15 protein-coding genes are annotated in these 17,314 nt (G+C 67.8%); 8 read left to right on the top strand and 7 right to left on the bottom strand.

What is annotated here, in order from left to right; all coding sequences use genetic code 11:
- Window positions 1–508 precede the first annotated feature (508 nt).
- Window positions 509–883 (bottom strand): DUF4124 domain-containing protein, encoded by a 375-nt coding sequence (locus tag AC5P7E_RS20775; protein ID WP_005408006.1) that lies wholly within the window; start codon window positions 881–883, stop codon window positions 509–511.
- Between the two features lie 80 nt (window positions 884–963).
- On the opposite strand from AC5P7E_RS20775, the gene pssA reads away from it, so the two are divergent.
- The 3 genes from pssA to rimI are packed head-to-tail and all read left to right on the top strand — an operon-like array spanning window position 964 to window position 2,740.
- Window positions 964–1,740 carry a CDP-diacylglycerol--serine O-phosphatidyltransferase gene (gene pssA / locus AC5P7E_RS20770; RefSeq protein WP_059036242.1) on the top strand — a complete coding sequence of 259 codons (777 nt, stop codon included), beginning with the start codon at window positions 964–966 and terminating at the stop codon, window positions 1,738–1,740.
- Complete coding sequence (locus AC5P7E_RS20765) at window positions 1,737–2,246, top strand: hypothetical protein (protein ID WP_062607847.1); 510 nt, start codon at window positions 1,737–1,739, stop codon at window positions 2,244–2,246. The genes pssA and AC5P7E_RS20765 overlap by 4 nt, the downstream gene beginning before the upstream one ends.
- Window positions 2,243–2,740 carry a ribosomal protein S18-alanine N-acetyltransferase gene (gene rimI / locus AC5P7E_RS20760; protein ID WP_032964690.1) on the top strand — a complete coding sequence of 166 codons (498 nt, stop codon included), beginning with the start codon at window positions 2,243–2,245 and terminating at the stop codon, window positions 2,738–2,740. Before AC5P7E_RS20765 ends, rimI begins: the two co-directional genes overlap by 4 nt.
- Before the next feature lie 104 nt (window positions 2,741–2,844).
- Here the strand turns inward: rimI and AC5P7E_RS20755 are convergent, their stop codons facing one another.
- The 4 genes from AC5P7E_RS20755 to AC5P7E_RS20740 all read right to left on the bottom strand — a co-directional run bounded on the left by AC5P7E_RS20755 (window position 2,845) and on the right by AC5P7E_RS20740 (window position 8,704).
- The gene (locus tag AC5P7E_RS20755; RefSeq protein ID WP_111197589.1) at window positions 2,845–3,666 is read right to left on the bottom strand and encodes an EamA family transporter; all 822 of its coding nucleotides are present in this window, start codon (window positions 3,664–3,666) and stop codon (window positions 2,845–2,847) included.
- A 150-nt stretch (window positions 3,667–3,816) separates the two neighbouring features.
- Window positions 3,817–6,645 (bottom strand): valine--tRNA ligase, encoded by a 2,829-nt coding sequence (locus tag AC5P7E_RS20750; protein WP_114619163.1) that lies wholly within the window; start codon window positions 6,643–6,645, stop codon window positions 3,817–3,819.
- 72 nt (window positions 6,646–6,717) lie between these two features.
- Window positions 6,718–7,143, bottom strand: a complete 426-nt coding sequence (locus AC5P7E_RS20745) for a DNA polymerase III subunit chi (protein ID WP_005408012.1) — start codon at window positions 7,141–7,143, stop codon at window positions 6,718–6,720.
- Window positions 7,144–7,225: 82 nt separating this feature from the next.
- Complete coding sequence (locus AC5P7E_RS20740) at window positions 7,226–8,704, bottom strand: leucyl aminopeptidase (protein WP_114619162.1); 1,479 nt, start codon at window positions 8,702–8,704, stop codon at window positions 7,226–7,228.
- A gap of 104 nt (window positions 8,705–8,808) precedes the next feature.
- Between AC5P7E_RS20740 and lptF the strand changes: the two genes are divergently transcribed.
- The 3 genes from lptF to AC5P7E_RS20725 are packed head-to-tail and all read left to right on the top strand — an operon-like array spanning window position 8,809 to window position 11,921.
- A complete protein-coding gene (gene lptF, locus AC5P7E_RS20735) occupies window positions 8,809–9,891 on the top strand; it encodes an LPS export ABC transporter permease LptF (RefSeq protein WP_005408014.1) in 1,083 nt (360 codons plus the stop codon).
- Window positions 9,888–10,994: an LPS export ABC transporter permease LptG gene (lptG, locus tag AC5P7E_RS20730; RefSeq protein WP_005408015.1), complete on the top strand. Its 1,107-nt coding sequence runs from the start codon at window positions 9,888–9,890 to the stop codon at window positions 10,992–10,994. The genes lptF and lptG overlap by 4 nt, the downstream gene beginning before the upstream one ends.
- A 54-nt stretch (window positions 10,995–11,048) precedes the next feature.
- The gene (locus AC5P7E_RS20725; RefSeq protein ID WP_060380336.1) at window positions 11,049–11,921 is read left to right on the top strand and encodes a hypothetical protein; all 873 of its coding nucleotides are present in this window, start codon (window positions 11,049–11,051) and stop codon (window positions 11,919–11,921) included.
- Between the two features lie 92 nt (window positions 11,922–12,013).
- Here the strand turns inward: AC5P7E_RS20725 and AC5P7E_RS20720 are convergent, their stop codons facing one another.
- Window positions 12,014–12,505 (bottom strand): RDD family protein, encoded by a 492-nt coding sequence (locus AC5P7E_RS20720; protein WP_032966420.1) that lies wholly within the window; start codon window positions 12,503–12,505, stop codon window positions 12,014–12,016.
- Between the two features lie 56 nt (window positions 12,506–12,561).
- Between AC5P7E_RS20720 and xerD the strand changes: the two genes are divergently transcribed.
- On the top strand, window positions 12,562–13,539 hold the full coding sequence (xerD, locus tag AC5P7E_RS20715; RefSeq protein ID WP_114619161.1) for a site-specific tyrosine recombinase XerD: 978 nt from the start codon (window positions 12,562–12,564) through the stop codon (window positions 13,537–13,539).
- Between the two features lie 100 nt (window positions 13,540–13,639).
- Window positions 13,640–14,422 (top strand): DsbC family protein, encoded by a 783-nt coding sequence (locus tag AC5P7E_RS20710; protein ID WP_024958538.1) that lies wholly within the window; start codon window positions 13,640–13,642, stop codon window positions 14,420–14,422.
- A 60-nt stretch (window positions 14,423–14,482) separates the two neighbouring features.
- Here AC5P7E_RS20710 and AC5P7E_RS20705 read toward each other — a convergent pair whose 3' ends face one another.
- Window positions 14,483–16,582, bottom strand: a complete 2,100-nt coding sequence (locus AC5P7E_RS20705; protein WP_049418527.1) for a glycosyl hydrolase family 18 protein — start codon at window positions 16,580–16,582, stop codon at window positions 14,483–14,485.
- Between the last annotated feature and the right edge of the window lie 732 nt (window positions 16,583–17,314).

The raw sequence follows: 17,314 nt of genomic DNA, 5'->3' as shown, positions 1-17,314 counted from the left end.
TCTTGCAGGCCTCTTTGGCGACCTGCAGTTTGAAACGTGCGTCATATCTGTTCATGTATCCCTCGGGGTTGGATCTGACGTCCAACTCCCGGGGGTCACTTCACCCTGGGGGCTTGGCCGCGGCATCCATGCCGCGGACACTCCCGCAACCGGACCCACCCCGCCTTCGACAGTTTCCTGCGAGCTATCGGAATGGCTCCTGGGGTCAGATCCGTTTTCCGTAGGAAAACGGATCTGACCCCGGATTCAATTCGAGATCTGACAGATTTCATCCACGCATGGCGTGGATCTACCACCGTCACCAGGAACCTGTCGGGGGTGGGGCGGTGTGGGTTGGCAGGACCGTTGGCGCCATGGATGGCGCCATCGAGCCCCCAGGGATGGGTTTACGGCGTGTCCTGCCAGCCCACACCGCCCCGCCAAACCAGTAGAAAACCAGAGCCGCTTTGGCATTTGACGTTGCCGTTGCTTGAAGCAGGTGCAGGGCTGCAAGCCCTGCCGATAACCCTCACTCTGCCGGGCAGTAAGCCTTGATGGCGGCCTCCGCCAATCCCTTCTGCGCGCTGCGCTGTTCCGCAGTCAACGCGGTATCGGCCTTCCCGTCGCCATTGGTGTCCTGCATCACCTGGCCGGAGCCTTCCAGCAGGGCCAGGTTGGCACGGGCGGTGCTGCACTGCTCCGGCACCGGCGCGGCCGGGGTCTCGGCGCTGGCCGCGGCCTGCGGGGTGCGGGCCTGCTCGCGGGTCTCGAACTTCTTGCCCGCCGGCGGGGTCTCCGAATACTGGGTCACGCCATGGGCGTCCTTCCATTTATAGACCGGGCCGGCCACGGCGTTGGCACTGGCCAACAGCAGCAGGCATCCAAGGCAGGACAGGGCACGCATGGCAAACTCCGCGGAATGGGCGTAGAACGCCGATTGCAGCATTGGCGCCGAGCACTGGCAAGTCGATTAAACTGGATTCCATGGACCCGATCACACCGCCGCCGCGTTCGCGCACGATTTACCTGCTGCCCAACCTGTTCACCACCGCCGGCCTGTTCGCCGGCTTCTACGCGATCATCGCCGCGGCCAACGGGGATTTCGTCAATGCCAGCATCGCCGTGTTCGTGGCGGCGGTGATGGATGGCCTGGACGGGCGCGTGGCGCGCCTGACCGGTACCAGTAGCGAGTTCGGCGTCCAGTACGACTCGCTGGCCGACCTGGTCAGCTTCGGCATGGCCCCGGCGCTGGTGATGTACCACTGGTCCCTGTCGTGGCTGAAGTTCGATGACCCGCTGCTCGGCCGCGTCGGCTGGGCCGTGGCCTTCCTGTATGCCGCCTGCGCGGCGCTGCGCCTGGCCCGCTTCAACACCCAGGTCGCGGTGGTCGACAAGCGCTGGTTCGTCGGCCTGGCCAGCCCGGCCGCGGCCGGGCTGATGATGTCCTTCGTCTGGGCCTTCGCCGATGGCAACCTGGGCTGGGACGGCAACCAGCTGCGCTACGTGGCGCTGGCGGTGACGATCGTCGCGGCGCTGTTGATGGTCAGCCGTATCCGATTCTGGAGCTTCAAGGGTGGCGGCGCCAAGGGCACCCGTTCCGACCGCGTGCCGTTCCTGGTGCTGGCCCTGGTGCCGGTCGCCATCGCCATCGCGGTCATTGATCTGCCGCGCGTGCTGTTCGCGGTCGGCATCCTGTACGCCTTGTCCGGCCCGGTGATGTGGGCCGCGCAGCGCCTGCGCAAGAAGCCCGAGGCCGCGTGAGCCAGGAACTGCCCGTGCTGTGGTCACCGGCCCAGCAGGCCTGGCTGCAGGCCATGGGCTACACCGTCTATCACGACGGCCAGTTGGCTGCGGAGCTGGATGCCGCGCTGCAGTTGAGCGTGGCCGAAGCCGATGCGGCTGCCGCTCCAGCGGTGGAGCAGGTGCGGGCACCAATCGCCCCCGCGCGCGAGCCTCCGGTTGAAGCCACACCGGGTTCCCGCCAGGAACGCCCGGCACCTACGCGTCGCGAGACCCCCGTCACCGCACCGGACACCGCGCCCGCCGCTGGCCGCCCGCTGCCGGGTGGCAATGCGCGGCAGCCGGTGGTGCGGCTCCCGGATCGCCTGCAGATCGCACTGCTGCGTGCCTCCGGCTGTAATCCCAACGACCCCGCCACGCAGGCGCTGATGGACAGCTGGCCGCTGGACCAGCTGCGTCAGGACCCGGCCGCCAAGCGCGCGTTGTGGCCGCAGTTGCGCGCCCTGCGCAAGCGGGGCGCACCATGAGTGCGGTCAGCCAGCCCGGCCCGGTCAGCCTGCGCGCATTGCGCGAGAGCGACCTCAATGCGGTGATGGCGATTGAAGTGCGTGGGTATCCGTTCCCATGGACCCGCGGCATCTTCGTTGATTGCCTGCGTGCCGGTTATCCCGGCCTGGCGATGGAGCGCGATGGCCAGCTGATCGGCTACGGCGTGCTCAGTATTGCCGCCGATGAGGCACATGTATTGAACATCTGCATCGATCCGCTGGCGCAGTCGCGTGGGCTGGGTCGCCAACTGCTGCGCGCACTGGTGCAGCTGGCAGGCAACCGCGGTGCGCAGCGTGTGTTCCTGGAAGTGCGTCCGTCCAACACGCCGGCGCTGGCGCTGTACCACAGCGAAGGCTTCAACGAGATCGGCCGCCGCCCGCGCTACTATCCGGCCGCACAGGGCCGCGAGGATGCGGTGGTGATGGCGATCGAACTGGTCGACGGCGACCTGCAGACGATGCCGCCGTTGTAACGGAGAAGGGTTGCCGGCCAGCGGCTGGCACTACCGGTGGATCTCCGCTGTCATCGACACGTCACCTGCCGTGGTAGGTGCCAACCTTGGTTGGCACGTTTTTCTCACGCCAGCCGCAGTGCCAACACACCGCCGACGATCAGCGCCGCCGCCAGCCAGCGCGCACGCGGAATCCGCTCGCGCAGCAGGAACACCGAGATCAGCAACGCGAACAGGATCGAGGATTCACGCAGCGCCGAGACCATCGCCACCGGCGCCTGGGTCATGGCCCACAATGCCATCGCGTAGGACGCCGTGGTGCCGACGCCACCGGCCAGTCCCAGCGGCCAGTGCTGGCGCGCATAGTCCAGCACTGCGCCGCCGCGGGTGTACAACGCCCACAGGGGTAGTGGGATGCCTGACAGCAGGAACAGCCATAGCGTATAGCTGAGCGCACCACCGGACTGGCGCGCGCCCTGCGCATCGACCAGGGTGTAGGTGGCGATCATCGCCGCGGTCAGCAGCGGCAGCCGCAGCTGGCCGCCACGTGCGCCCAGTGCCATGCACAGGATGCCGCTGCTCACCAGGACCACGCCCAGCCACGCCGCCGGGGGCAGTTGCTCGCCCAGCAGGGTGCCGGCCAGCGCAACCAGGATCGGCGCGCTGCCACGCATCAGCGGATAGGCCAGGCTCATGTCGACCTGCTGGTAGCAGCGTGCCACCAGTCCGTAGTAGGTCACCTGCAGCAGCACGGATGCAGCCAGCCAGGGCCAGCTGTGCGCGGCCGGGAACGGCAGGAAGGGCAGGGCGGCCGCCGACAGCAGCGCGGCGCTGCCGGTGACCAGCACGGTGCCGAGGAACTTGTCCGGCCCGCGTTTGACGATCGCATTCCAGCTGGCATGCAGGGCCGCAGCCGCGAGGACCAGCAGGAAGATGGAAAGAGGCATCGGGCGATGATGCCATGCCGGGGAAATGTTCCGGGTTTGGTGGGTGCCAACCTTGGTTGGCACGTCGCTCAGTGCGGACCAAGGTCCGCACCCACCAGAGCGAGGCAGGGCAGGTGCCAACCCTGGTTGGCACGCACCAGAGCGCGGCGCTTACAGCTTCGCGCGCTGCTCGCGCAGGCCGGCCAGCTGGGTGTTCCAGTCGGCCAGTCGCACGCGCTCCTGCTCGACCACGGCCGGCGGCACCTTGTCGGTGAACTTGGCCAGCTTGGTCTCGCTCTTTTCCTTCTCCGCTTCGACGCGGGCGATTTCCTTGTCCAGGCGCACGCGCTCGGCATCGAGATCGACCAGGCCTTCCAACGGCACCAGCAGCTTGAGCTCGCCCACGATCGCGGCGGCGGCCGGCGGTGCGCTTTCGCCTTCGGCCAGCCACTGGATGCTGTCCAGCTTCAGCAGGAACGACAGCGAGGCGCTGAAGCGTTCGATGCGCACGCGGTCCTGCTCCAGCCCGGCCTGCAGGCGCAGCGGCACCAGCTTGGACGGCGCGACGTTCAGCTCACTTCGCACGCGGCGCACGGCACTGATCACCGCCTTCAGCCATTCCACGTCGGCCTCGGCCTGGGCGAAATCGCCTTCGAACTCGGCGGCGGTCGGGTACGGGCGCAGCGACAGCGTGGTTTCGGCCAGGCCCAGGCGCGGGGCCAGCTGCTGCCACAGCTGTTCGGTGATGAACGGCGTGAGCGGGTGCAGCAGGCGCAGCAGCGCTTCCAGCACGTACAGCAGGGTGTGGCGGGTGCTTTCGGCGTCGGCGGCGTCTGCACCGTTCAGTGCCGGCTTGCTCAGTTCCAGGAACCAGTCGCAGAACGCGTTCCAGGCGAACTCGTACAGGCACTGCGCCAGCAGGTCGAAGCGGTAGGCGGCGAAATGGCCCTGCGCTTCGGCGGTGGTGGCGGCCAGGCGCGCGAGGATCCAGCGCTCGGCATCGGTACGCGGCCTGGGAACGCCGGTGAACGCCGCGCCCTCGGTGTTCATCAGCGCGAAGCGGCTGGCATTCCACAGCTTGTTGCAGAAGTTCTTGTAGCCCTCGGCGCGGTTCATGTCGAACTTGATGTCGCGGCCGTGGGTGGCCAGCGCGGCGATGGTGAAGCGCAGCGCATCGGCACCGTGGGCGGCGATGCCGTCCGGGAATTCCTTGCGGGTGGCCTTCTCGATCTTCTCCACCATCTTCGGCTGCATCAGGCCGCCGGTGCGCTTGGCGACCAGGTCGTCGATGGTGATGCCGTCGATGATGTCCAGCGGGTCGAGCACGTTGCCCTTGCTCTTGGACATCTTCTGGCCCTGGCCGTCGCGGATCAGGCCGGTGAAGTAGACGTCCTTGAACGGGATTTTCCCGACCAGGTTGTCGGTGGCCATGATCATGCGCGCCACCCAGAAGAAGATGATGTCGAAGCCGGTGATCAGCACCGACGACGGCAGGTAGCGATCAAAGCCGCGCTCGGCCATGGCCTGCTCGTTGGGCCAGCCCAGGGTGGAGAACGGCCACAGCTGCGAGGAGAACCAGGTCTCCAGCACGTCGCTTTCCTGGTTCAGCACCACGTCGCTGCCCAGGTTGTGCTTCGCCCGCACTTCCTCTTCGCTGCGACCGACGTAGCAGCTGCCAGTGGCTTCGTCGAACCACGCCGGAATGCGGTGGCCCCACCACAGCTGGCGGCTGATGCACCAGTCCTGGATGTTGTTCATCCAGTGGCGGTAGGTGTTGATCCAGTTCGGCGGCACGAAGGAAATGCTTCCGTCCTCGACCAGTTCCAGGCCGCGCTTGGCCAGGTCGTCCATCTTCACGAACCACTGGTCGGTCAGGTACGGCTCGATCACCTGGCCGGTGCGGTCACCGCGCGGCACCTGCAGCTTGTGCGCCTTGGTCTCGACCAGGATGCCCAGGTCTTCCAGTTCGGCCAGCACGGCCTTGCGCGCGGCGTAGCGGTCCAGACCCTGGAAACGCTCCGGCGCGTTTTCGTTCAGCGCTGCCACCGGGGTGAACAGGTTGATCATCGGCAGGCTGTGGCGCACGCCCACTTCGTAGTCGTTGAAATCATGCGCTGGGGTGACCTTGACCACGCCGGTGCCGAACGCGCGGTCCACGTAGTCGTCGGCGATCAACGGCACGCGGCGGCCGGTCAGCGGCAGCACCACGCTCTTGCCGATCAGGTGCGCGTAGCGCTCGTCTTCCGGGTGCACCATCACCGCGGTATCGCCCAGCAGGGTTTCCGGGCGGGTGGTGGCGACCACCAGGTAGTCGCGGGTTTCGCGCAGGGTTTCCACGCCGTCGGCATCGCGCTCGATGTGCTCGTAGCTCAGGCCCTCATCCAGCGTGTAGGCGATCGACCACAGGAAGCCGTCTTCCTCGGCGCTCTCCACTTCCAGGTCGGAAATGGCGGTCTTCAGCACCGGGTCCCAGTTGACCAGGCGCTGGCCGCGGTAGATCAGGCCCTGCTCGTACCAGCGCACGAAGGCTTCGTTGACCGCCGCCGACGGCTGCGGGTCCATGGTGAAGGTGCTGCGCGACCAGTCGGCGGAGGTGCCGAGGCGGCGCATCTGGCGCTCGATGGTATCGCCGGACTGCTGCTTCCACTCCCAGACCTTGCCGATGAAGCCTTCGCGGCCCAGCGAATCACGGGTCTCGCCCTTGCCTTCCAGCGCCAGGTTGCGGCTGACCACCATTTCGGTGGCGATGCCGGCGTGGTCGGTACCGACCTGCCACAGCGTGTCGTAGCCGCGCATGCGGTGGTAACGCACCAGCGCGTCCATCAGGGTCTGCTGGAACGCATGGCCCATGTGCAGCGTGCCGGTCACGTTCGGCGGCGGCAGCAGGATGGTGTACGGCTCGCCCTTGCCGGACGGCTTGAAGTGGCCGGCCTTCTCCCAGGCCTCGTAGAGGTCGGTCTCGAAGGACTTCGGGTCGTAGCTGGAGGCGAGTTGGGTCATGCGGGGGAACCAGGAGGTAATCGTTGAAGGATCAGGGCGCGGCGGCGGCCCATCAAGGGGGCCGGGGCGCGCTTACATGTCGTGCTTGTTCAGCTCGTAACCGGCGGCCTTGTACTGGCGCCAGCGTTCGCGCAGCGGTTCGCGCGCTTCCGGATCGGCCGGGACCACTTCCAGCACGCGTTCGCACTGGCCCAGCCAGGGTTCATCGCGCAGGTTGATCACCAGCGGGCGTGCCGGCGCGTCGGTACCGGGTACGGCGATCAGCACCAGGGCCTCTTCCTCGTCCATGTCTTCGCCGGCGATCTGGTGCGGGATGTAGGCATCGTTGTCGAACGCCCACAGCAGCTCGTCCAGCTCCTCGGCCTGGGCCTGGTCGCGGGCCAGCACCAGGGTGAACAACCCGGCGTCGTTGGCCTTGCGCGCCAGTTCGCAGACCAGGCGCAGCGGCTCGGTCAGGAAGCGGGGCTTGGCGATCAGGTAGAAGTCGGCGCGGGGCATGGCAGGATCCGGGTCAGGCAGGGGCCCGGCGGTGCCGGGCGAGGCCCTGGCCAGCGGGGGCCGGCCAGGGTCGGGTACGGCATCAGGCGCGGGCGGCCTGGTCCAGCAGCCACTGGCTCAGCAGGCCGACCGGGCGGCCGGTGGCCATGCCACGCTTGCCTTCATCGCTGGCCACGCCGGCGATGTCCAGATGGGCCCAGCGCTGGCCTTCGGTGAAGCGCGACAGGAAGCAGCCCGCGGTGATCGCACCGGCCCAGCGGCCGCCGATGTTGTAGACGTCGGCGAAGGTCGAATCCAGCATCGGCTGGTACTCGTCCCACAACGGCAGGCGCCAGGCGCGGTCGAATACATGCTCGCCGGCGGCCAGCAGTTCATTGGCCAGGTCGTCGTGCTTGCTCATCAGGCCGGCGGTCTGGTGGCCCAGGGCGACCATGCAGGCACCGGTCAGGGTGGCGACGTCGACCAGCGCGGCCGGTTCGAAGCGCTGCGCATAGGTCAGCGCATCGCACAGGATCAGGCGGCCTTCGGCGTCGGTGTTGCCCACTTCGATGGTCTTGCCCGACATCGAGGTGATCACGTCGGACGGGCGGTAGGCGTTGCCGTCGATGGCGTTTTCCACCGCCGGCACCACCACCACCAGGTTCAGCGGCAGCTTGGCCTTGACCGCGGCGACGAAGGTGCCGATGACGTTGGCGCCACCGCACATGTCGTACTTCATCTCTTCGATGCCGCCCTGGGTCTTCAGGTTGACGCCACCGGTATCGAAGGTGATGCCCTTGCCGACCAGCACGTACGGCTTGGCGTCGCCGCCGCCGTTCCACTTCAGCACCACCAGGCGCGGGCGGTTGGCCGAACCACGGGCCACGGCCAGCAGCGAGCCCATGCCCAGCGCTTCCATCTGGTGCTCATCGAGAATCTCGGCCTCGGCACCGTCATGCTCACCGGCGAACTTCACGCCCACCTCGGCCAGGTAGGCCGGGGTGCAGTAGTTCGGCGGCAGGTTGCCCAGCTCGCGGGCGAACTCGACACCGGCGGCGATGGCCTGGCCCTGGGCCAGGGCCTGGGCGTCGTCACCGGCGATGGCCAGCTGGGCCAGGCCGACGTCGTCGGCCTTCTTCTTGCCCAGAGTGGCGGTGTAGCGGTAGGCAGCGTGATCGGCGGCGATCACCGCCTGGCGGATCGCCCAGGCCGCGTCGCGGTCCTTGATGGCCACTTCGGACAGGGTGAACAGTGCGCTGCGGGTAGCGCCTGCTTTCAGCGCGCGCACGGCGTCGCCAACGGCCTTCAGGTACTGCGGCACACCGAAGCGGGCGGCGTCACCGAGACCGACCACCAGCACGCGCGGGGCGGACACGCCCGGCAGGTCGTGCAGCAGGGTGGTGGCGCCGGTCTTGCCGGACAGGTCGCCGCGCTGGGCCAGCGAGGCCAGGCGGCCGCCGCTGGCGGCGTCCAGGGCCTGTGCGGCGGGGGTCAGGGTATGGTCGGCATACGCGCCGACCACCAGGCAATCAACGGCGGCGGCGGCCGGAGCAACGTGGTTCAGGGTGAATTCGAGGGCCATTGAGCAGATTCCATTGGCGAGTCCGTACAATCGCAGGCCGTTTACGCCCAGACAGTAGACTGGGCGGCACCGCGAACGAACCCCAGAGTTTAAACCACCGCCCCATGCTGAAGCTCGACCGATACCTGCTGGGCGATTTCGTCCAGAGTTTCCTGGCTACCCTGATCGTCCTGCTGGTGGTCAGCGTGGGCGGCGTGCTGGTGGACATCCTCGGCAACATCGCCGACGGGCGCCTGCCGGCCAAGCTGCTGTTCTCCCAGCTGGGCCTGCAGTTCATCGCCTACCTGCCACTGATCCTGCCGCTGGCGTTGATGCTGGGCCTGCTGCTGGCGGTGGCCCGTCTCTACCGCGACTCGGAAATGGCCGTCATCACTGCCATTGGCGTGGGCCCCAAACGCCTGCTGCGGCCGCTGCTGATGCTGGTGGTGCCGGTGGTGGCGCTGGTCGGCGCCTGCTCCTTGTGGCTGGGCCCGTGGGCCGGCCGGGTAGCCGAGCAGATGATCATCGAGGCCAATCGAAGCGTTCTGATGGCGGGCCTGGAGCCGGGCCGCTTCACCCAGCTGCCCAACGGTGGCGTGGTCTACCTGTCCTCGATCTCGCCCGATGGTACCCAGCTGGGCCGGGTCTTCCTGCAGCGGCAGAAGGACGATCGCCTGGAAGTCGTGTCCGCCGCAGGGGGGCGCATGTTCTTCGAAGGCGCCCGCCAGCGCTTCCTGGAGCTGGATGATGGCCACCAGGTGGAAGGACCGGTGGCCGGGGGGCTGGATTACCGCCTGGCCACCTTCGCCCGCAACGATGTGGCCCTGCCCGACGGTGCGCAGACCCGTACCGGCGATGATCCGGAGCTGATGCCGACCACGCAGCTGTTCGGCGATGACCGGCCCGAGGCGCAGGCACAGCTGCATCGCCGCCTTGCCCCGCCGTTGATCGCACTGGCGTTTGCGCTGCTGACCGTGCCGCTGGGCCGCAGCTCGCCGCGCCAGCAGCGCTACGGGCGGATGATGCTGGCGCTGATGGCCTACATGGTGGGCACCAACCTGATGTTCATCGGCAGTGGCTGGATCGCCAACGGCAAGATTCCGCCTGCGCTTGGCCTGTGGTGGCTGACCCTGCCGCTGCTGGCGCTGGCGATCTGGATGTATGCACGTGATGGCCGCCTGGGCCGCCCGAAGGGAGCCCGCGCATGAGACTGCGTCCGATGCGTTTCGACCTGTATCTCGGCCAGTCGGTGTTCACCACGGTGCTGCTGACCTGGGCCGTACTGGTGGGCCTGGACGTGGTGATGGCGTTTTCCGGCGAGTTCAAGGACATCGGCAAGAACGGCTACACCCTGGGGCATGCGGCCGCCTGGGTGCTGTATACGGTGCCACGCCGTGCCTACACCATGTTCCCCACGGCTGCGGTGATCGGTGCACTGATGGGCCTGGGCCAGCTGGCCGCGACCTCCGAGCTGACCGCGCTGCGTGCGCTGGGCCTGTCGCGCAAGCGCCTGAGCGTATCGGTGGCCATCGCCCTGTCGTTGCTTACCGCAGTGATGGTGCTCAGCGCCGAGACGCTGGGCCCCTGGGGCCAGGACCGTGCCGATGCGCTGAAGTCCAGTGCCAAATGGGGGCGGGACATCTCCACCACCCGCTATTCCGGTTTGTGGGCGCGCGAGGGCGATACCTTCCTCAGCGCCGCCGGTGGCGAAGAGCAGCTGGTGGGCGACAAGGGCACGCGGCTGATCCTGCGTGACGTGCGCCTGTATCGCATCGCCGAGGATGGTCGGATCGCCTCGCTGACCCATGCGGATACGGCCGAGCATGACCGTGACGGCTGGGTGCTGACCGGCGTGCGCCGCGATACCTTTGGTGAACGTTCGGCCACGCGCGAGGAAGTGGCGCGCGAGCCGTGGAACTCCAAGCTGGACGCCGGCGCGCTGGCCACCGGCATCGCCAAGCCGCGCAACCTCAGTGTGGCCGAACTGCGCACCAGCATCGAATACCGCGAGCGCAACGGTCTGGATGCGCGCGACTACGAGGATGTGTACTGGAGCCGCTGGTTCTACCCGGTGAACGTGCTGGCGCTGTGCCTGGCGGCGGTGCCGTTCGCGTTCGGCTCGCTGCGCAGTGGTGGCATGGGCAAGCGCCTGTTCCTCGGCATCCTGTTCGCGCTGGGCTTCTGGCTGCTGCAGCTGTTCTTCGGCCGCATGGCCGGCGCGTTGAAGTTCGATTACCGCATTGCCTATGCGTTGCCGCCGATCGTGATGCTGGCGATATCGGGACTGCTGTTCCGACGCAAGTCGGGTTGATTCCCAGGGAGCCGGGCAAGGCCCGGCTGTTTCCGTTTCACTTCAAGGACGAACATGAGCTTCCAACGCTTTCTGCCGTACATCGCGGCCGTGCTGCTTTCTGCCGGCTGCAGCCGTTCCACCGTCGACTTCGAGATCGACAACCCGACGGATGCACCGCTGACCTTGTCGGTCGACCAGCAGGTGCATACCCTGCCGCCGCACACCTCCATGCCCCTGGTCCTGGAGCCGGGCCAGTACCGGCTGCAGAGCGAGAAGATCGGCAGCGTACGCATGGTTGTCTACGCCGATGGGATCGGTGGGCTGATCAACCCGGCCATGGCCGAGTACGTGATCGTCACCGAGCAGTACGTCACCAGCAAGACCAACTCCGGTGGCCTGGCGTCTAAGATCGAACTGAACGACGTGGAGATCGAGGGCCCCTACGTGAAGGCGACCGGTTTGTTCATTCCGCGCCGTTGGGACGTTGGGCTGATGGGGGAGCTGCCCGATACGGTGGTGTCCAACAGCCCGGAAACCTCGTCCGACTACCGGACCAAGCTCTACAACGTGCCCGGCTTCTTCGAGTACCTGGACGCCGGGGAAGACCTGAAGGTGGCCTTCGGGCCGGGCGGCTACCAGGTGCCGGCGGCATCGGTGGCATTCACCCCGGCCCAACTGCCGGCGCTCCCGGCGGCCTATGAGGCTCAGGGCAAACCGATGCGCGACCTCTATGCGCGCTATCTGGCGGCCACCGACGCGGGGGAGCAGAGGCGCCTGAAGAAGGCCAGCCTGAAGCTGTGGCAGGACTTCGTGAAGACCCGTGCGCAGTTGAGCGGACAGTCGCCGGTGGCCGATGATGTGCAGGCCAATGCGTTTGCGTCCGCCTTCTTCGACCTCTGGACGCAGCCGGCGGTGATCCTGCCGGACCCGGCGCCAGCCGGCTGATCGCTGCGTTGATCGTGTGGAGCCGAGCCCATGCTCGGCTCTCGAGTGCATCGCGAAACTGCCGAGGATGGCTCGACGCTACTGGATGCGCATCAGCGCTTGGGCATGCGCACCACGCGGGTGCCGCTGGCGCGGTCGTGCCAGGTCAGCCGCTGGCGGTCAGCCCATGCCCACCAGAATCCCAGGCCGCCCAGCAGCAGCGACAGCGTGCCCACCACGAAGCGCAGCCAAAGCTGCGTGCGTCGCAGCGGCGCGCCATCACTCGATTCCAGCTTCAAGCGCCACGGCCGCATGCCCAGCGTCTGCCCGCCGCGGCGCCAGCTGGCCGTGGCATACCACCCCGTGACCAGCCAGCACACCGCCCACAGCAGCCACTGCCAGGCGCTGAACGGTGCGATGTTCTCGCGCTGGGCGTGGCCGCTGAAGGTGTAGGCAAGGGTGAACAGGGTGCCGGCCAACATCCACAGCGCCAGCACCGGCAGCGCGTCGTAGACCATCGCCAGCACGCGCCACAGCAGCAATGCACGCGGGCGGGGCAGCTCGGTAGTGGCCGCAGGGGCCGTATCAATGGCGGGGCGGGACATGCGCCGAGCATACGCAATGCTGGCCGCATCCGCAGTGGCCCTCGTATCCTGCACGCATGGCCCTTGTTTCCACCCCCGCCGAACGCCGCCAGCTGGTCCAGCAACTGCCTGAACTGCGCGCCGACGACAGCATGCGCATCCAGCGCTTCCTCGATGCGATCTGGGCCGAGAACGGTCTCGCCCGCGCCACCCTCGACAGCTACCGGCGCGACCTGGAAGGGCTGGCGCGCTGGATGGATGGGCGCGATGGTGGCCTGGCCGGCATCGAGCGCCCGGGGTTGTTCGACTACCTGGCCTGGCGCACCCGTCATGGCTGGTCGCCGCGCAGCAATGCGCGGTTGCTGTCGGCGCTGCGGGCGTTCTTCGCCGATGGCGTGCGCCGTGGCGAACGCGGCGAGGACCCCAGCGCGCTGCTGGATCCGCCCAAGCTGCCACGATTGCTGCCCAAGGCGCTGGCCGAAAGCCAGATCGACGCGCTGTTGGCAGCGCCGGATATCGACAGCCCGCTGGGCCTGCGCGACCGCGCCATGCTGGAGTTGATGTACGCCGCCGGCCTGCGCGTGAGCGAGCTGGTGCTGCTGCCGGCCACCGCGGTCAACCTGCGCCAGGGCGTGCTGCGGGTCACCGGCAAGGGCAGCAAGGAACGGCTGGTGCCGCTGGGTGAGGAATCGCAGCACTGGCTGGAGCGCTATCTACAGGCATCGCGCCCGCTGCTGGTCGGCAAGGGCAAGGTGCAGGCGCTGGCCGATGGGCAGACCCCATTGTTTGTCGAGCCGACGCTGCATGCGCTGACCCGGCAGGCGTTCTGGCACCTGGTCAAGCGCCACGCGCAGGTGGTCGGCATCGACCCGGCGCGGATCAGCCCGCACGGCCTGCGCCACAGCTTCGCCACCCATCTGCTCAACCGCGGTGCCGACCTGCGCGCGCTGCAGATGCTGCTTGGCCACAGCTCGTTGTCGACCACCCAGATCTACACCCTGGTGGCGCGCGAGCACCTGCAGAAACTGCACGCCCGGCATCATCCGCGCGGCTGAGCCGTGTCCTGAACCCCGGCCCCGGGCGGTGCGCGGCGTCGCGGCCCGGTGCCGGTGGCTGTGTCAGAATCCGGGGTCTTCTTCTGTTGCGGACTGCTCCATGCTCCGATTTGCCATCGCCGCCGTGTTCGGTGCGCTCAGCCTGACTGCCTGCGCCCAGCCGGCCCCGCCAGCCGCCAAGGCGCCTGCCGCTGCTGCCAAGCCCGGCCCGGCCGCCAACGCGCCTGCCGACCAGGCCGTGCGCGCCGCGTTGACTGCCCTGAACCCCGGTTTCAAGGTGGACTACATCGGTGCCGCGCCGTTCCCCGGCTTCCGCGAGGTGGTCGTTTCCGGCCAGCTGCTGTACGTGTCCGACGACGGTCGCTACCTGTTCCAGTCGCAGCCTTACGACACCCGTGCCAAGGGCCCGGCCAACAGCGAAGGCCTGCTCGGCTACCGTCGCGATCTGCTGGCCAAGGCCAACCATGGCGACCGCATCGTGTTCGCCGCGCCGAATGCCAAGTACACCATCAGCGTGTTCACCGACATCGAGTGCGGCTACTGCCGCAAGCTGCACCAGGACATCGCCGAGCTCAACCGCAACGGTATCTCGGTGGAGTATCTGGCATTCCCGCGCATGGGCCTCGGCAGCAAGGACTACACCGACATGATCTCGGTCTGGTGTGCGGCCGATCGCCGCCAGGCACTGACCAACGCCAAGCGCGGTGGCAGCGTGCCGGCAAAGAACTGCACGAACCCGGTGGCGATGCAGTACGCACTGGGCCAGCAGCTGGGCGTGAACGGCACGCCGGCGATCTTCGCGCCGGACGGCACCCAGCTCGGGGGCTACCTGCCGCCGGCGCAGCTGCGCGCGGCGCTGGAAAAGCTGTCGGCCAAGCGCTGATCGCCGCCGACCTCTACAGGTGGGAGGCCGGGGATGCGTGCCGCATCCCCGGCTTTTTTCTTACTTCAGGCCATCACTGACCGCCTTGGTCAGCGTGCCCTGTGCATCGTCACCACTGAACTCCCAGACGAACGCGCCGCCCAGGCCCTGGGTCTTCACGTAACCCATCTTGCGGGTGATGTTGGCCGGGGTGTCGAAGCTCCACAGCGTGCTGCCGTTGTAGATCCAGGTGGCACCGGCGGTGTTGTCGGTGTAGCCCGGCCACGCCAGGTTCTTCAGCACCTTCCAGTCCTCGATGCCGGCTTCATACGTGCCCGGGGCAGCGCCGGTCGCGGTCTGGTACAGGCCGTTGTTGGCGTTGGCCACACCGGTCCAGCCACGCCCGTAGTAGCCGATGCCCAGGTTGAGCTTGGCGGCAGGCACGCCACGGCTGATGAAGGCCTCGATGGCGTCGTTGCTGTTGTACAGCTTCTGGTCGCCGGTGGACGGATCATTCGGCGAATCAAACAGCGCCGACTGGTGATTGGTCTTCGCATCCCACGCGCCGTGGAAGTCGTAGGTCATCACGTTGATGTAGTCCAGGTACGGGTGGTACGCGGCCGGGTCGGTGACGCGGATCTTGTCGATGCCGGCACCCACCGCCACCGTCAGCAGCAGGCCCGGACGCACTGCATCGAGCTGGCGGCGGAACTCGGCCATCAGCGCGGTGAAGTTGGCGTTGTCTTCCGGCTTGCCGCATTCGATGCCGCACGCCACCGGGTATTCCCAGTCGATGTCGATGCCGTCGAACACGCCCAGCGCGGCACCGGCACCACCGGCACCGTCGGTTACCGGCAGGTTGCCCTTGATGTAGGCATCGATGCACGAGGCGACGAAGGCCTGGCGGTTTTCCGGGCGCGCCGCGCTGGAGAAGCCGCGCGACCAGGTCCAGCCACCCAGCGAGATCAGCACCTTCATGCCGGGGTACTTGGCCTTGAGCTGCTTGAGCTGGTTCCAGTTGCCGCGCAGCGGCTGGTCCCAGGTATCGGCGCTGCCACTGACACTCTCGGCGGCACTGAAGGCCTTGGTGTAGTCGGCGAAGGCATCACCACCGGCACCGCTGTTCGGATCCGACGGCTGGGTGACGCCCACTTCGCAGCGGTTGTTGCGCACGTTGCCGAAGGCGTAATTGATGTGGGTCAGGCGCGCGGCCGAACCGCTGCTGTCGATGTTCTTGACCCGGTAGTTGCGGCCGTAGATGCCCCACTGGGTGAAGTAGCCGATGACCCGCTTGCCGGTGGTGCCGCCGTCGCCGGCCAGCGTGGTGGCGCTGATCTCGGTGCCCTGCGCGGACGCGTTGCCGGCGTTGTCGCGGGCACGCACACGGTAGCGGTAAGTGGTCGATGCAGTCAGGCCGCCATCGACGTAGCTGGCACTGGATGGTGAACCGACCAGGCTGCCATTGCGGTACACGTCATAGCCAGCCACGCCGCTGCCACCGGTGTTGTCGGTGGACGGGCTCCAGCTGAGCGCGATGCTGTTGGCGGTACGCGTGCCGACCGCCAGTCCGCCCGGCACGCTCGGTGCGGTGGTATCGCCACCGGCGGCGTTGACGGTGATGGTGATGGTCGCGGTGCTGCTGGTGGCGTTGTTGTTGTCGGTGGCTACCGCGCGCAGGGTGTGGCTGCCGGCGCTGGCATTGGTCCAGCTGGCCGCATACGGCGCACTGGTGGCCACGCCCAGCGTGCTGCCATCGCGGAAGAACTCGACCTTGGCGACGCTGCCGTCCGGATCACTGGCGGTGGCGGTCACGTTGACCGTGCTGCCGGCGCTGAAGGTGGCGCCGTTGGCCGGCGAGGTCAGGCTGACCACCGGCGGCTGGTTGGCGCCGCTGCCATCGCAGGCACCGAGGTTGGTGTAATAGGGCGCACCGGCCGGATGGTCCGGCGGCGCGTTCCAGATGTCCTGGTTCGCCCGATAGAGGACGCCTCCTTTCTGCAGGGTATCGCCGGCCCGGTAGATCTTGGCCTGGTCCCACTGGGCCACGCCGGCACAGCTGGCGGCCTGCGCCAGGCCGGGCAGGGCAGCGGCACCGGCGGCCACGGCGAGCAGCCAGGCCAGGCGGCGGGGACGACAGCTTCGGGTCGCACGTTCGGCACTGCGCACAATCGGGTCGTACATGGGTAAGTCTCCGATCAAAGGGCGCGCGGGCCCCGATGGCGCCGCGCGTGACGCAGGTCCGGGCGTCGCCCGGGAAGGCGACGGGTGGGGCCGGACGGAGGTACCTGGGAGGCCGGGGAGAGAGTCCGGCGCCAGGTGGGGACAACGTTGTCATCAATCGCGTGGTCAATCCGTGAGCAAGCGCATGGTTCCGGGATTCGGATGGAGAGCGGCGCTGCGCGCGGTCGGCGGCCATCGGCGGAGCCCCTCGTGGCTGGGGTGGGTCGCTTACAGCGGATTTCTGGGGGTTGGCCGGGCGGGTGGGCTGCGCAGGGGACGCTGCAAGTACGTCCATGTAAGCTCGGTCGCCGCATCCATGCGGCTCACGCCCCTGCGCAGCCCACCCGCCCGGCCACGGACAGGTTCCTGCGCGGTCAGCCACGAAAGACAGAACAAAAAATCAAAAGCAGAAGCCGGTCGCTGCGCTCTTAAATGCCTGACTTCCGACGTTCCCTTGTTGCCGGCCAGCGGCCGGCACTACCGGGGAGCATCCACGCATGGCGTGGATCTACCGCAGATCGCGGAAATCTGTCGGAGGCGGGGTGGGTCCGGTGGCGGGGGTGTCCGCGGCATGGATGCCGCGGCCAAGCCCCCAAGGTGAAGTGACCCCCGAGACTTGGACGGGATCAGGCGGCCGATTGGGCCCGCTCCCGGTACTCTACCGGGCTCAGACCTTTCAGTTTCGGTTTGATG

This window comes from Stenotrophomonas sp. YJH_SMC_25 (genome assembly GCF_059369595.1).
Note: the sequence above shows the minus strand (reverse complement) of the source record. Positions and strands in the feature narration are given on the sequence as shown.